Origin of the sequence: Limnohabitans sp. Hippo3 (assembly GCF_003063665.1) — a bacterium.
Lineage (GTDB): Bacteria > Pseudomonadota > Gammaproteobacteria > Burkholderiales > Burkholderiaceae_C > Limnohabitans_A.
Map to the genome: position 1 here is coordinate 674,578 of NZ_NESF01000001.1, position 18,031 is coordinate 692,608.

An 18,031-nucleotide genomic window follows, 5' to 3' on the forward strand; every position below is an offset into this window, starting at 1 on the left:
ATCAGCTCAAAGTCGCTGTGGCGTCGACCAGAACATAAATGTTCTTGGTGCTGTTCTGATACACAGAGAAAGTACCCGTCAATCCAGTCACTGCTGTGTCAACGCCGGTGTCAGACCAGCCACCACCCGCCAACTCAACAGTATCGGCCGTGTCAGAGCCAGATCCCGCACCCGTATCAATGACCAAAACATTGCCCTTCTGATAGTTTGTGTCCACAACAGCAGTGTTGGCTTCGCCGGTCATGTTCAGCACATCCAGCGCATTGAGCTTGACCGACTGAGTGCCATCACCCAACTTCAGCACTTCGATGTTTTCGATGCGCGAATTCATGATCGTGGTGAAATCAATCGTCAACGGATTGGCTGCAGTGGTCTGCTGAATCAACACCGTGTCGACACCCGTTCCACCGTCCAGTTTGAAGAAGTTACCGTCGGCGATCTTCAACAGATCGTTACCGGCACCGCCGATCAGAACATCGCGACCACCGTCACCAATGAGTGTGTCGTCGCCTGCATTACCGATCAAGCGGTCCATGCCAGCATTGGGGTTAGGACTCATCGAAGCACCCAACGTTGCTGTCAAAGTATCGCCCGTGGTGGTGGTCACATGCTGAACACCCACATTAGACCCATAGGTCAAGTACGAAGTGCCATACATGATCTTGGCGTAGTTGTGAGTGGAGTAACCCAAATCATCAAAACCATCACCGTCAATGTCACCCATGGATTGCCACCCATAAGTAGACCACCCGCCATCGAGCAACTGAATTCCATAGTCCTGGATTTCCAGAAGATTGATGTCTTTCCAGCCCGACTGACGTCCAAAAATGAGGTAAGCCGAACCTTGTCCACCCTGGCCGTCGTTATTGGCTTCAAAGTCTCCGTATTCAGTGAGGATGAAGTCGTCCATGCCATCACCGTTCACATCGCCAGCAGCGGTCATGTTGTAGGCAGCATAGGTTGCGTCGACCGATCCAGTGATGCGGAAACCTTTGCCATTGGTTGCCAGATTGCTCAAGCTGATGTCAGAGCCCCATCCTGAAGCCGCGCCAAATACAACATAAGCACCACCATTGTCCTTGGCATTGAAGTCAGCCGTGTGGCTGGCAGCGATCAATAGATCGCCATAACCATCACCGTTGATGTCACCCAAAGCACGCATGGATGCAGAGTTCAGACTGAACTGGTTGCCATCCTGGTTCAAGGCCAGACCCGTTTCGGGGGTGATCTTGACCACGGCGGGCGTACCTGTTCCACCTCCAGTGGTTGCGTTGACCGTCAGACTGCTGTTCCAGTTTCCGGCCTTGCCAAAGACCAGGTAACGGTCATTGCCAGAGCCCAGAATGAAGTCGGCATAACCATCCCCGTTCATGTCACCTGCGGCAGACACATTGGTCCAGTAACCAAGGGTGGTGGTCGTCCAAGCCGAAGTGCTTGTGTTATCAAGCCCTGTCCAGCCCGTCGCTTTACCAAACACCAGGGTCGAGTTGTCTTTTCCGGTCAAGAAATCATCGAAACCGTCCCCGTTCACATCGCCCAGCATGATAGGCGCCCATGTGCTGCCCAAGTAAGACCCGGCCGAGCCCACAAAACTGCCACTGGCTGTTTGAGCCGATGTGGTGTAGGTGTAAATGGTATTGGCCACGCTGTCAGCATCACCGCGATCCGGGAGGTCAGAACCAGTATTGCTCGAAGGCAAAGTGGTTGCGCTGTCGTAGTTGTTGCTCAGACTTGTGGTAGTAGCCGAAACAGAAGTTCCTGCAACCAGTGCGGCGTTGCCACCCATATAGAAGAACAAGCGTCCTTCTTGAGAAATGGACCACCCGTCATTGTTCCAACCTGTTGAGCCATTGACCTTCTCCTCACCACCCTCGTTGAAGGTCAAGGTCTTGCTGGAATAAGGCGCACTGATCAACATGTCTTGCTTGCCATCGCCATCAATGTCACCGAGATTGGCTACGGTATAACCGAACTGATCGGACAGACTGCTTGAACCCGTCAAGCGCATACCCGAAGACGCCAAATTGGCCAGATCAATGGTGCCAATGCCGCCAGCCTTACCGTAAATCACAGTGACATCACCATTGACACCGTTGTATGCCGTGTAAACACCTGGGTCGTAATATGTGTTGTAGTAACTGGAATAACTTCGAGCGATAGCGTACAAGGTCGTCACAGTCGAGTTATGGTCCTTCAGAGCAAAGTCTGCAAATCCGTCGTTGTTCACATCACCAATATTGATGAGATAGGACGCCCAATTGACTTCCAATCCGCTGTCCCCACTGATCGCACTGGTGCGTACATTACCAGCCAGCAAGTTCAAATCTGTTGATGGCATCAAACTCAATGTGGCACCTGGATAAGGTATGGTCCAGCCAGCGATGGTCTCATTGATCGCACTCTTGACGTTGACATAGATACCGTCCAACGCGTAAGTGGTGTAGCCATTTGCGGAACCAACTTGCGCCCACGGACCTTCCATCGTCAGCGTGTCATCGCTGTCACCATCAATCGTGATGGTGTAGTACTGACCATAAGCCTGAGACAACTGCCGCTCAACCAGATACACCGCTTCACGGTAATTGAAGGTCAAACTGTTGGCGCCATCACCCGTGATGTCGATGCGCTCAAAACTGCGGATGCTGGCACCCGCATAACCCGTCAGATCAAGGTGGATGTTGTGACCTTTGAACTGCAAGGTATCAGTGCCAGTGCCGCCGTCCACAAGAACAAAATCCAGATCGGACACACTGATGGTGTCATCACCCTCACCACCTCGCAAAATATCTGCACCGCCCAGTCCATGAATAGTGTCATTACCACCACCGCCAGACAAACGGTCCGCGTTGTAGTCGCCTACCATGACATCGGCAAGGGAGGTGCCCACTTCAAGCAAGGATTCGGTGAAGTCGCCCCCGTTGATCACAAAGCCTTCGCCCGAGGCAAAACCATCGCGGTGATTGACCGGCATGCCTGTGAGGATATCAACCGTGCCGTCGTTGTTGAAATCACCAGCAGCAATAGAGTAACCCAGCTGTTCTTGTGGCAAACCACCGGTAATTTCGAGGCCTTGATCGCCCAGATTGGTCACGCTAACTTTGGAAGCCCAGGAACTGCGGTCCTGACCAAACACGACAAACACAGAACCAGCATCCTTGTCACCGTCATTACTGACCGTGTAATCATCCGAGTTGTTGGTGTCGTTGTTGGGCGTTCTACCGCCAGATGAGAGCAACAGATCGGCATAGCCATCTTTGTTCATGTCGCCAAACTCGACAATGCGCGAAATCCAGTTGCTGGCCGTTCCATACAGTTCAACCACGCGACCTTCCGCCTTCAATTGGTCGATCGTGGTGATGGGCGCCCATTCACCGGCTTTGCCAAACACGACATAAAACTTGCCATAAGCGAAACCACCTGCAACAGAACTATCTGCCACCTGCTGGTACGTGCCTACAACAAAGTCGTTGACACCATCGCCATCAAAGTCGCCCACAGCCTCTACCGCTTGACCCGCCCACAGGCCGTTAGCACTGCTATTGCCGTTTTGGGTGTACTGGTTGACCGTTGAGGTAGTTTGACCCGGATCGATCTGAGAAGCGGCCTCTGTGCTGAATGTCAATGTTGTGGTATTTGCTGTTCCCGCGTAGTAGGTTCCGACATGATTGGCCGCCTCCACCGCATTGGCGTCTACGGTCACGTAATAACCGCTAGCAAGCTTCAGAGCCGCTGTCGGGTTGAGCACCACTTTAGAGCCTGTAAATGCGATGTCACCTGCGGTAGATGTCACATCAAAACTCTGAATCAGACGTCCAGTCGAGTCGTAAAGTTTGATGAATTTGGTGGCCTCGGTAGCAGTGCCCGCCCGCACAGTTTCAGTGAAGGTGATTTCAATATTGTCATTGACACCCACTTTCAGCGATTTGTCCACCGCATTACCACCTGCAGCTGTTGACAAACCATTGATGGTGGTGAAGTCCAGTGTGTCTTTGCTGGTATATGAAAGGGAACCGTCTACAGCGCTTCTGTTTGTGTAATTATAAGACCCTCGAACAACGTTGGTACCATCCAGATCAGTGAGGGCACCCGCCTCAATGTACAAAGCATAGCGCGTGTTATAGGCAAGGGCACCCGCTGGGTTGATGGTCAAAGACTTACCATTGAGCACCATCACAGAACCATCCGAGGCCGTCACAGTCACTACCCCATTGCTGGTTGTGCGCGTTGCAGTGGCCAGATCGAACGACAGGAATGCGGTAGCCGTATCGTAAGTTGAATAGGTACGGATCTCGATTTTTCCGGTAGAGCCAAACAGCAAGGATTCGGTTGCCTGGAATGTCAAGCTCTGTTCTGTCAGTACGCCTGTGGCGCCATCCACAACAGAGCCTTGCATGGCTGCTGTACCATCTGTCTTCTGAAGAATGCCAGCCGTGGTGTCGGCTGCTGTCGTGAAGCTGAAGCTAACAGTGCCGCCCGCTATTTCATTGCCGGCAGAATCCTGAACTGCATCAATCTGGAACGAATGAAGCGTATTCCCTTTGAGTGTGGTGAAGGGTGACACATAAACTTTTGTGCCGTCCACACCGTTGCTCACCAACTGGATGGAGCCGCCACGGGATCCCACTCCGGTTTGCAGGTTATATGTCTCAATGACCGTAGAGCCTTCCTTCAGTGTGAAGGCGCCATACGGTTTGATCGCCTCAGAGAAATTGATCTCAAAACGATAGGTAGAGGCAGGCGCACCGTAGGTAGAACCTCGAGTGATCACGCCAGTGGGCGATGCACCGCCACTGATGCTGTAACTGGAAGACTGGTCACCATAAGCCACGTTGCTGGCCACCACCTCAAAACTGGTAGTGAGCGTAGGCGCAGTCACATCGGTCAGTGCGGTCGATGTGCTGGTGAAATTCCAGGTTGTGGTGTCTGTATCTCCGATACCCAGATAGGCATTACCCGCCAGATCTAGGACAGCGCCAGGCTGCACCTGAACGTGGTAAGCCGTGGAAGTCTGCAAAGCGGCAAACGGATTGAGAACAACACTGGCACCGGACACCACCAGCTTGCCCCCCATATTGCCAATGCCCGTGGCCACATTGAAACTCTCTACAACACGCCCAGTGCTGGTGTTGTAGAGCAGAATCAACCCGGTGCCTGCCTTGACGGATTCAGAGAAGTTGATTTGCAAATTGCCCGTCAGCGAGACACCAGAGTTGTTGTCACCAGGACTGAAAGAGGAAATGGTCGGTGCCGTCAAGTCACGTTGCACCACCACCGTATTACCCCAGCCTCCCGCTTTACCGAAAACGATGTAGCCACTGCCGCTGTAATCGGTCTGACCATTGACACCCGTTTCATTGAAGCCGGGACCACCGATCATGAAGTCCTCATAGCCGTCCCCGTTGATGTCACCCAGACCTGTCACATCGGCACCGATGTGAGTGGGGTTGGCTGCATCCGACAAGATCGCCACACCCTTACTCACCGAGAAATTGGGCAAGGCAATGGCCTCAGTACTCGTCAATGAAACATAAGTAGTTACGCCGTTAAGACTACGTATAGTGACTGCAGCCCCGTTGGGAATAGCAATATCGACGTTGGTCTTGATGCTGGTCGAAGTTCCTCCCCAATAGTTATAGTCATCCGTTGTAAATTCGGTCACATAAGCACCAGAGTCAACGCCATTCACAAATACCCTGTAACTTGCGCCTAAATATTGGTGCACATAGCCTTGTGTAGCTTTGACTGTAGCAACAAATTTAGACGATGACCCCGTCATAGAAACGTTGCTGGGATAATTTCCACCAAAGAATAAATAACTCACGCCCTTTGTATAGGTTGATGAGTCAGGTGTTGCCCCGTTGTATGTGGCATACGGGTTTGAGACCACAAAGTCGGCAAAGCCGTCACCGTTGACATCACCAACAGCCTTGATGACGGTTGCACTGGTGATGTTTTCTGATGAATCCGTGTAAGACGAATCAACACCGAACCCCTTCAGTTGAATACTGTAACCATTGCTGGCAGAAGACAAGAAGGACGCCGAGGAAATGTCGACGTTGCTCCAGTCTGTACGACCATAAATCACACGCACCAGACCGTTGTTGCCATAAACGTTAGAGGCAAGATCGGCAATACCATCACCGTTCACATCCCCGATTGCGCTCAGACTATGTTGGTAAGTGGGTTTGTTAGCGTATGCCCAACCCGTGGGTTGAGAGTAATCCCAGTAACTGTTGTCAGTGCTGAAGTTGGTTGTTCCAACGTTTGATACGGTGAATCCACGGTCCCCCAGATTGGAGAGGTCAAACTGACCAGCCATGGATTCTGTGCCAAAGACCACATAGGCCTTGTCGCGGGCATTGATGATCATGTCGTCAATGCCGTCCTTGTTCACATCGCCCGCATTTTCAACTTTCCAGCCCGCATACTGATCAATACCAGAGCCCACCAAATAGGCACCATCGTCATAGGCGATCGAGAAGGCCGACAGTTGCGGCGTAGGGTTGACCACCGTGGTTTTGAGTCCGGGCGTATACAGCAATTTGGCTCCATTGGAAGCAATTACTTGAGTGAACGTTTCACCGTTGTAGTTCACCGTGGAAACGTTGGTGACCATATCCCCCCAGTCGCCCAATAAGTCGATGACATCTTGAGAGCGGCTAATTCCATCCCAACTGTCATAACGGTTGGTCAATGGATCGTAGTGGTTATAAATAGCTGGATTGCCGCGGACAATCAAAATTCCGTCTTCATCCGTCATCTCCAATAATTTTTCTGGGCTGATGATGAGTTTGTTGGGCACCCGATTAAGAATGTTTGCAGCTTCATTGGCCGCAGTTAACCAAGCCAGATCTCGGGTCAGGTCAATCTCTTCGATATTAGTGAGTCCGGTTGTCGGAATCAAAAGTGTATTAATGATTTGAGTGGTCTGCGTGTCATTCGATAACTGGTAATACACCTTGTCATAACCACGACCACCGTCTACACCGGTGTAAGCCGAGTTGTAAATGCGGATGATGTCATCTCCGTCACCTGCCAGCGCACCACCGTTGGTGGGTACCTGAAGGTCGTCATTACCGTCGGTACCGATCTTGGTGGTCGCACCGAGTTCGTTGACGATTTGCAGCGTCACTGTCTGTTCAACACTGACAAACGCATCGCCTTTTTGCAAGATGTTGTAGATCTTGCCTTCGGCATCGGACTCAACACCGGCAGCCGTCCAGGCACCATAGAGCTTGAGCACATCACCCAAATCACCTTTGACCGTCATCTTGCCGGTGTCCGACATGGCCAAGACAGAAGGCTCGTCGAGCTTGATGGTCTGGTTGCCATTTCCGCGCATGCTGATGACTTCAAAGCCGCTGTAGATGGTTCCGGCAGTGGTGGTGAAGTCAATGTCATCAGCTGCGGTATTGGTACCGCCATTCGTGGCTGCAATGCCGCCGTTGGCGTCAACTGCCGTCACCACCAGCGTGTCGGTGCCAGCCTCGCCAAAGACGCGCAGGTCTGCTGCATCGTGGTAAACCACATCGTCGCCAGCGCCTGCATAAATGATGTCTGCGCCTGTGCCACCATCAATCGTGTCTTTGCCGTCACCAGACTTGATCGCATCTTGACCGGATGTTCCGGTGATGCTGTCATCGATGCTGTCGGAATCAGCATCGTCCTTGATCACGGTCTTGACTGTGATATTTCCGGACAGATTCAGAGTTGAACCACCACTGACGCTCACAACGCCCGATGTTGTCGAGTTGGCGCCATCTATAAAGACAATGTCATCGCTCTCACCACTGATCGACAACGAGGTACCACCGGACAGACTGCGGATAGTCGCATCATCAAGGATAAGGTAGTTAGCGCCACCACTTGTAACACCATTGACTGTGACAACCTGGTTCAGGTTGATGCTCTCCAGGCTGACCAATGTCGGTTGCAAGGTGCCGCCATCCTGGCGACCTGCCAATTGCAGGTCAATGATCTCGCCCGAAGTCCGCACTTCCAACGTATCGTTACCAGCGCCACCGTCTTGCACCGTGTCTTCACGGCCGTAGACCAAGACATCATCACCGTCACCACCGTACAGCAGGTCTGCACCTGCGCCGCCGTCCAGTGTGTCGTCGCCGGCACCACCATCGATCTTGTCACCGCCCACTGAGCCGGTCAGACTGTCAGCCCCAGATGTGCCTGTGATTTCCTCACCTTTGACGATGCGCAGGCCTGCCAGCAAAGTGACGATGGAGCCGTCAGAAGCAATACCCACATACTTGTTGTAGGTGATGCCCGCGACCAGCTCGGAACCACGTGACTCCCACGCTGTGCCCGCCAGTCGCAGCGAATCGCCAACATTGCCCGTCACAATCAGGGTATCGGTTTCGGTGGAAAGGGCCTGCAAATCATCCGGATTGAGCACCAGCACGTTGTCACCAGTACCGCTGAGGTCGATCTTTTCGATGCCTGAAATGACCGAATTGGCAATCACGGTCAAATCCAGTGTCTGGCCCGAGCCGGACAACTTGAGCGTGTCATTGCCTGCACCACCGGAAATGGAACTGTCGGCAGCGTCGTAGACAAGCACGTCGTCACCGGCGCCGCCGATGAGCGTGTCATTGCCTGCACCACCACTGATGAAGTCTGCACCGGCGCCACCACTGATGGATTGGTTGCCAGCACCTGAAATCATCTGATCCGCCTGGCTGGTTCCAGTGTAGGTGATGCTGACCGGAACACCCGATTGGACACGCACAGTGGCACCATCGAGGGTGAACGTTTGATACGTCACGCTGTTGGCATCTGTGAAGTTGCTGCCCTGCGTCCAATTGCCTTGCAAGGCCACGGCATCACTGCCATCTCCAAGCACTGAGACGGTCTTGTCTGCATTCAGAGCGGCCACGTCGGCTGCAGCCATGGTCAAGATGGTGTTTGGAATACCCGCCACGAGATCAATGACCTCGATGTTCTTGAAAACGGCGTCATTGATCGCAGTCAGATCCATGGCAGAGCCAGTAGACTCCAAGGTGTCTATACCTGCACCACCATCCACGATGGCATCAGTGGCATCAAACAGGATGGTGTCATCACCGTCACCAGCATCAATCAGATCGCTGCCAGCACCACCATCCACAGTGTCGTCACCATCTTGCGCACGAATCAGATCATCTCCGGAAGTACCCGCCACACCTGTGTCGTTGCCGTCTGTGTAACCTAAAACCAAATTGCCAGCGGTGATATCTGCCTTGATATTGAGTGTGTAACTTATCCCACCAATCACGGCGGTATACACGTTGTATCCACTTGTGAGCGTAGGCGTTCCCCAAACACCACTGCCACCAACCAAGAAAACCGTGTCCCCTGCATCACCGTCAATGGTGAGCGTATTCAAAGTTGGTGCAAGTGCGACCAAACTGCTGGCATCAAGCACCAGGGTGTTGTCGCCAACAGGCGCGGTGGCCTTGCCGGTGATATCGATCACTTCGATATTGCTGATGCTCTGAGTGGTCGTGGTCAGATCCAAAATCACGCCATCGGCCGTGCCTGCGAATTTGAGTGTGTCAGAGCCAGCACCGCCATTGATGACAGTGTCATTCGCATCAAAAATGATGGTGTCATTGCCATCACCTGCATCGATGCTGTCCACACCGGCACCACCGTCGATGGAGTCGTTGCCCGACAGACCCAAAATCGTGTCATCGCCAGCGCCACCCACCAAGTTGTCTACGCCCAAGGTCGTTGTGTTGCTGGTTTCGGTGCCTGTGATGATCAGCTTGACCGAAACCTCTGGATCAACCAGAACAGTCACGGGGTTACCCGTTAGCGGATCGGTCATTTGCAGCTTGACATACTGCTGCGTGACACCATCACTGTAAATCACGGGTTGTGTACCGACAACCGTCCAATTGCCCGACAGGATGACTGTATCGCCCGCATCGCCATGGATCTTGAGTTCATCGCTGGTGTTGGAGAACGCCATGACGTCCGACAAGCCCATTGTGACACTCTGATTGCCGGTAACACCTACCGGATTGGTCAGATCAAGCGCTTCAAAACCAATGTATTTGCCGTCATTGATGGCCGTAAAGTCCACAGGCGACGACTGAATCGCCAAGGTGTCATTGCCTGCACCACCATCCACCGTGGCATCGTTGGCGTCAAACAAGACCCAGTCATCCCCGGCACCCGCATTGATGGTGTCAACCCCAGCGCCACCAATAATTTTGTTGGCTGCATCTGAGCCGGTGATGCTGTCGTTGCCCGAACCACCTGTGACGTTCTCGAAATTCGAAATCGTGTCGGTTCCAGAATCTGTCGATGTTGCTGTACCGTTGACCAGATTGACCGTCACTCCCGATGTGTCTGTGCTGTAGTCCAGCAGGTCAACGCCCGAGCCACCATCCAGGGTGTCATTGCCGGGTCCGCCGTTGACCGTATCGTTGCCAATGCCGGCATTGATGCTGTCATTGCCTGCGCCCGCCTGGATGCTGTCATCACCGGCTCCGCCATCCACGGTGTCATTACCCTCTCCCGCCAACACAGTGTCATTGCCTTCACCTGCATTGACCGAGTCGTTGTCTGCACCGCTGTCGATGCTGTCATCGCCTGCACCCGCCAAAATGGTGTCGGCGCCATCACCACCCAAGATGCTGTCGTTGCCTGTGCCACCGTCCAGGCTGTCGTTGCCCGTGCCACCAGAAAGCGTGTCGTTGCCGTCACCGCCCAACAAAGTGTCGTTACCTGCATCACCCACCATGCTGTCGTCGCCAGCACCGCCATCGGCACGATCATCACCGCCCCCAGCGTTGATGGTGTCGTTTCCGCCATTGCCTTCAAACTGGTCGCCACCCGCACTGCCTTGCAAACTATCGTTGCCTTCAGTGCCTTGAATCAGATAACCCACCGAGACGCCTTGCTGGATCTTGATGGTGGTCGTCACGCTGTTGGCGGTGAAACTGTAAACGTTGTAGACAATGCCATCGATGGTTTCGGTTTCTGCCGCAGGACTGGTTGGCCAGGAAGCACCCACCAAGCGAACGGTGTCATCGGATGTGCCGTTGACAATCAAGGTGTTGTTATTGCCCGAGAGCGCGCGCACGTCCGCATCCGACAACTTCAGCAATTGACTGCCTGTGGCCGACAGGTCCACCACCTCAAAGTTGGTGAAAACATCATCGCGCGTGAGCGTCAAATCCACGACCGAGGTGGAAGAGCGGATCAACAAGGTGTCTGTGCCGACTCCACCGTCCACTTTGGAATCTGATTCATCAAAGTAAACCTTGTCGTTGCCCTCACCCGCATCAATGCTGTCAGCACCGCCAGCACCATCAATGATGTTGTCAGCCGCGCTACCGACAATCGTGTCAGCACCACCGGAAGCCACCACGTTTTCAATGTTCTGCAAGGTGTCGGTGCCTGCGGTCGAACTGCCGAATCCTCGGCTGGTACCTGCCGTCACCGTGGTGCTGTTCACGGTGATGTCACTTGCACTCAGGTTGACGACCACCGGCCCTGCAACATCATCAAACAAGACCGTATCAGAGCCGTCACCGCCATTGAGCGTATCGTTACCCGCACCACCACGGATGGAGTCGTTGCCAGCGCCCGCATTAACAGAGTCGTTGCCGCTGTTGGCCCAGATTTCATTGTTGCCTGCGTCTCCAACAACGGTGTCGTTGCCCGTTCCGGCATACACATTTTCGATACCCGTCATCGTGTCGGTGACGGTGGTGCCGAATTTCATATTGCCATCGACCAGACTGATCGTCATGGCACTGGACTCATTGGAGAAATCTGCCAGGTCGGTGCCATCACCGCCCTCCAGCACATCGCTGCCTGTTCCGCCTTTGAGCGTGTCGTTACCCGTACCACCTTGCAGGGTGTCGTTGCCAGCACCGCCATCCAGGCTGTCCGTTCCTGCGCCCCCCATCAGCAGGTTGTCGCCCGAGCTGCCGGTCAGTGTGTCGTTACCGCCACCGCCCAAGGCGTTTTCAACATTGAGGAGAGTGTCGGTTCCACCCAGACCATCGGTTGCCGTGCCTGTATTGAGATTGACATTGACAGGCTGATTGGCAGTATTGGCGGCGTAGCTCACCAGGTCCGCAGTGCCAGCACCACCATCGAGCGTGTCGTTTCCTGCACCGCCCATCAAGGTGTCGTTACCCGAACCGCCCTCCAGGCGGTTGGCATTGGCATCACCCGTCAAACTGTCATTGCCGGTACCGCCTTTGGCGTTCTCAATGCTGGAAAGCGTGTCTGTGCCACCCGTGCCGTCAGAGGCCGTACCCGCGCTCAGGTCCAGTGTCACTGTATCGCTGGATGCGGAATAGTCGGCCGTATCGGTGCCTGCACCACCATTGAGTGTGTCATTGCCAGTGCCGCCAGAGAGGGTGTCGTTGCCATCACCCCCCAAAAGCGAATCATTGCCTGCACCACCCAACAAGGTGTCGTTGCCAGCACCACCATCGATGGTGTCGTTGCCAGCACCACCGTCCAGGCGGTTAAATTCAGCATTGCCTGTGATGGCGTCATTGCCCGAACCGCCGGTCACGTTTTCGATGTTGAGCAGCGTGTCGCTTCCGCCCGTGCCATCGGTTGCTGTGCCTGTATCCAGGTTCACCGTGACGGCACCTGTATCCTGGCTGTAGTCGGCCGTGTCGCTCTGTGCGCCACCGTCGAGTGTGTCGTTACCGGCACCACCCCGCAGCACGTCGTTGCCGCCACCGCCTTGCAAGGTGTCATTGCCCGATTTGCCATCCAGCAAATCCGCTTGACTGGTTCCTTGCAACAGATCATCCAGGTTGAACGGATTGGTATCACCTTCAATCCGCTGGAGCAACGTGATGGTGTTTTGAATGTAGACCGTGACTTCATCGGGGGCAGTACCCGAAGTGTAGGTTTTGTAGGTGACACCGCCCGTCGTGCTGTCAGCCCCTTGCGTCCAGGTGCCGACCAGCGTGACGCTGTCGGTATCGTCACCTGTGACGTACAGTGTGTTGACTTCGCCAGACAGATTGAGGACGGACGTGTAATCGAGTGTCAGAGCTGTCGTGAACGCTGGATCCAGCTGAATCTTCTCGATTCCCGACAGAGTGGGGGTCTCCAAAGTGGAAAGATCCAGTTCAGAGGTGCGTACCACCAAGGTGTCAGTGCCGGCACCGCCATCAACTGAAACGTCATTGGCATCAAATATCAGGGTGTCATCACCATCACCCGCTACCAGACTGTCAGCGCCCACACCACCATCCAGTGTGTCATTTCCATCGCCGCCGTCGAGCGTATCGGCGCCTTCGCCACCTGACAAACTGTCGTTGTCTGCACCACCAGAGAGGCTGTCATTGCCAGAACCACCCGACAAGGTGTCAGCACCCGCATCCCCCAGCAAGGTGTCGTTACCGGCGTCGCCCGACAGCTGATCGTTGCCTGTACCACCGTCGACGCTGTCATCGCCAGAGCCAGCAAAGACCGTGTCATTGCCCGATCCAGCAGTGACTGTATCGTTTCCACCTCCGGCATTGATGCTGTCGTTACCTTCTTTCCCGTCAATCACATCAGGGTTATCACCGCCACTGAGGGTATCTGCACCCGTGGTGCCGTTGACTTCAAACACCAGCTGGACATCAGAGTCGACACGCAGGGTGTACCCATTGAGGATGTAAGTCTTGTAGGTGATATCGCCTTCTGTGACATCATTACCCGCCTCCCAGTTCAGATCCGACAGAATCAGCTTGTCACCAGCATCACCCCACACATTGAGTTGCTTGTTGCTGTCCACCATGTCTTCGACGTTGTCCGCCGACAGCTTCACGGTGTTGTTGCCGTTGCCTGTCAAATCGATCGTCTCGATGTTGATCACCTGACCGGGCGTCAAAGTCGTCAAATCGACGTCACTGCCCTTGATGATCAGGCGATCATTGCCTGCACCGCCGTCCATTAAAACATCATTGGCGTCAAACACAATGGCGTCGTCACCCGCACCACCCACAACGGTATCTGCATCGGCACCACCATCAAGATAGTCATTACCGTCTTCACCATTCAGAGAGTCTGCGCCCGCACCTCCAAGCAAGGAATCGTTGCCAGATCCGCCCATCAAGGTGTCTGCATCTGCTCCGCCATCGAGCGTGTCATCGCCCTCACCACCGTCCAGCGAATCAGCACCAGCATCTCCTAGCAAGGAATCGTTGCCGACACCGCCCATCAAGGTGTCCGCATCTGCCCCACCATCGAGGGTGTCATCACCCTCACCACCGTCCAATGAATCCTCACCAGCATCACCCAGCAAGGAATCGTTACCGACACCGCCCATCAAGGTGTCATCGTCCACCCCTCCATCAAGGGTGTCATCACCCTCACCGCCATCCAGCGAATCAGCGCCAGCATCACCCAGCAAGGAATCGTTGCCGACACCGCCCATCAAGGTGTCATCGTCCACCCCTCCATCAAGGGTGTCATTACCCTCACCGCCATCCAGCGAATCTGCTCCGCTGCCACCGATCAAAGAGTCCTGCCCCTCACCGCCAATCAACGAGTCATTGCCCGCACCGCCATCGAGCGTATCGTCACCCGCAAGCGCTGTGATCAGGTCAGGATTTCCACCGCCTGTGAGACTGTCGTTGCCTGCTGCACCTGACAATTTAAAAACCACCTGGACATCAGAGTCGACACGCAGGGTGTACCCATTGAGGGTGTAAGTCTTGTAGGTGATATCGCCTTCTGTGACATCATTACCCGCCTCCCAGTTCAGATCCGACAGAATCAGCTTGTCACCAGCATCACCCCACACATTGAGTTGCTTGTTGCTGTCCACCATGTCTTCGACATTGTCCGCCGACAGCTTCACGGTGTTGTTACCGTTGCCTGTCAAATCGATCGTCTCGATGTTGATCACCTGACCGGGCGTCAGTGTCGTCAAATCGACGTCACTGCCCTTGATGATCAGGCGGTCGTTGCCTGTACCACCATCGATGGTGTCGTTGGCGTCAAACACAATGGCGTCGTCACCCGCACCTGCCTGCACACTGTCGGCACCCGCTCCGCCATCGAGCAGATCATTTCCAGTACCGCCACTCAAAGTATCAGCGCCTGCACCGCCACTCAGCGTGTCATTACCCGCACCACCCTCCAAATCATCAGCCCCAGCACCGCCAACGATGCTGTCGGATTGATCCGTACCGGTCATCTTGAGTTCATCAGTCAGATTGACTGTCTCGGTTGTTGGAGAACCCAAAACGCCATTCACCGCTGACTGCAAAGTCAAAGTGAAAGAGCCTGCAGTCTGACGCTCAAAATCAGGATTGATGACAACTTCGATTTCTTTGGTGCGCTCACCAGGATTAAAAACAAGTTGGCCCGAGGCAGACTGCACACGCTGAACAGAGGAGACGCCAACAGAGTTGGCACCATTTACCGTCCAGCTGACAGTGACGCTTTGCGTTGTAGACTCAGAGAGAGTTACCTTAATCAGAGCCTTACCGCTTCTTTCGTCGACTGACGAGGCCGATGGCAAAAGTGAGACCTTTGGAATGACGGGAGGAACAATCACCGACTCTTGCGTGGGACGAACAGGTGCCGGATCGAAAGGAACGCTGCCCCCACTTTTTTGCCCTGAAACGTCTAAGGGTTGAGTTGTGACAACTGGAGGTTGATAGCCCGAAGAAATGGGCGCAGACAGGTTGGAGCCGGATATAGGTCCCGAACCCTTGGTCAAATCAAAACCCGTATTGAGGTTTGAGGAAATTTGATTAGCAAAGCTAAGAGTCGGCAATTGTCCAGTCGGTTGAGCAATGGGCGTCCCCGAAGAAACCTGCCCCCCGGTATCCGAAACACTCGGTGCATTAATTAGTTTGGTGATAGGTGCTGTCTGGTTGCTACCCACAGCGGAACCCGAAGGACTGGCACCCGAAACCACAGAACCAGCAGTCGCCCCAGAAGACGGGTTGAAAACCAGTCCTTGGGAAGGAACTGTGATGGGGGTCAGACCGCCATTAGGTGTAACGATTTGAACAGACGATGCAGCACCTGCACCCGTGCCAGCACCGGGCAAACCGATCACAGTTGTCTCGCCCGTCTGACTGTTGACGTTGACGCCGATACCCTGGCCTCCGGTCTGAACAGCGCCAACAGGTGTAATGACTTGCAACCGAACACCGCTGTCCACCAGCCTGTCGAAAACCATCGCACCCGCATCAACCTTGTAAACAGCCACAGGGCCAGCGCCCGCTGTCTGTGCACCCAAAGTCACTTTGGAACTTTCCCCGACCACACCGGTCCCCGTCACGGTGTTTTGCTGCGACAGCAATTCGATACGGAGTTGCGCACCTGCCGCAGTCAACACGGTGTCGCCAGCCAGCAAGCCATCTCCGGGTTTGAGCACGATTTCCTGACCAGCTCGCTGGACCTTAACGTCTCCAGCAGCCTCTGCAACGCGAGCAATGATTTCCGTATTGGCCTCTGCAGGTGCCGCCTGGGTTGCAGGCAACCCGCCTAACTGAGCAGTTTTCACTGCGGCACCGTTCATCAAAGCCTGCATTTGCTGCGCCAGATCGGGTGGCAGTTGTGTCCATAGATCATCAATATCCAGCAAATTTGCTGGCATGGTCAAAGCCAAACTTTGCCCATCAACCAACAACAGAACCAATTGACCGTCTTGCATCTCGAGTGACAAAACGCCGGTCGCTAATGAATTCTCGATGGCCCGAACTAAATGCTTGATCGCAGCGAGCTCTTGATCATTGGAACGGATCGTGGTGCGGGACTGATTGGCCATGTTTGTATCTCGAAAAGTAAGTCACCAAATTTGGAAATTGCTTTGTCAATTTCGTCAAATGTGAACACTGTACGAAGGCCACGTCAAAAAATCCTACACAAACCTACATCGAATTCAATTAAATTATTAATTAAATTAAAAGTATTCTTAAAAATTATAAAAACCAATAAAATAATGCAAATTTTTAAGTTTTTTGATATCAATCCAAAAATTCAAGGTTTATTTTTTGAATTTGTAGGTTTTTGTAGGAACCAAATCGTTTTTCCCGTCAAAATTTTTGATTTAGTAAAATTTAATTGTTAAATATTCGAAATGAAATCATCTCGAACACACTCAGTGACCACAACCCTGTTGGCCTTCTTGATTGGCATTTCCAATGTTGGAGCGCAGAACTTACCCTCACAAAACAGCAGCCAGACCCAATCAACTAAATCTCTACCCACGGCGTTTTTTTATCTGAAACCCGTCGTACTTAACCGCGAACAGCACAAGGGGCTGCGTTTCAAGCCGACGAACTTTGACTTTGCATCCAAAAGTCAAGCTGTGCCTCTGGTGGTACAAGAGTTCCAGAGTGCTTCTGATGAGTACGCGATTGTGTTCACCAAGGGAACAGACGGGATTTGGCTAGCCTTGGCTGTGACTGGCTTGCAGGCTGAAGTCAATACCTTTATCGATCCCAAAGGGCTTTGGCTTGCGCGCTACGTGCCCTTCAGCGTGCGTCGATACCCTTTCATTCTGGCTGAAACCGGCAAAGATCAATTCAGCCTGGCAGCTGATATCTCCGCGTCACACTGGGGAACAGAGGGCGAACGGATTTTTGATGACCAAGGCGTCCCTACTGAATTTACGCGCAAATTGATGCCAAGTCTGATTGACTTTCAAAACCAAGCCAAGCAAACCAACACTTTTATTCAAAAGCTTGACGAGGCCAAATTACTGACTCAAAAAAACCTGCAAGTGCGCTTGCACAACGGTCGTAACGGCGTGATCGAAGGCGTCTGGATCGTGAATGAACCTCAACTGCGAGAACTGCCAGATGACAAAGTTTTAGCTTGGTTCAAGGGTGGAGAGCTGGCCGCTGTCTATGCCCACATCTTGTCTCTGCGTAATTTAGTGCCCTTGTTAGAACGAAGCCAGGCTCCTGCAACGCCATCTGATACGTCGTTGCAACGCCCAGCACTCAAGGCCATACCGAATCCGACTGGCAAGCCAAGCAACAAGACAACAAACAAGTGAAACACCACAACGAATTTGGGACTACTTGGCCAAATTCAG

General features: G+C 53.5%; 2 protein-coding genes. One reads left to right on the forward strand and one right to left on the reverse strand.

Translation table 11 applies throughout. The features are described 5' to 3' along the window. Position 1 precedes the first annotated feature (1 nt). Positions 2–16,756, reverse strand: a complete 16,755-nt coding sequence (locus tag B9Z34_RS03185; RefSeq protein ID WP_108426628.1) for an Ig-like domain-containing protein — start codon at positions 16,754–16,756, stop codon at positions 2–4. A 336-nt stretch (positions 16,757–17,092) separates the two neighbouring features. Between B9Z34_RS03185 and B9Z34_RS03190 the strand changes: the two genes are divergently transcribed. After that, the gene (locus tag B9Z34_RS03190; protein WP_158268693.1) at positions 17,093–17,992 is read left to right on the forward strand and encodes a SapC family protein; all 900 of its coding nucleotides are present in this window, start codon (positions 17,093–17,095) and stop codon (positions 17,990–17,992) included. Positions 17,993–18,031 lie beyond the last annotated feature (39 nt).

What these genes read in the sequence shown, in the direction of transcription:
- B9Z34_RS03185 (WP_108426628.1), bottom strand. Translation starts at nt 16,756, where the DNA reads ATGGCCAATCAGTCCCGCACCACGATCCGTTCCAATGATCAAGAGCTC.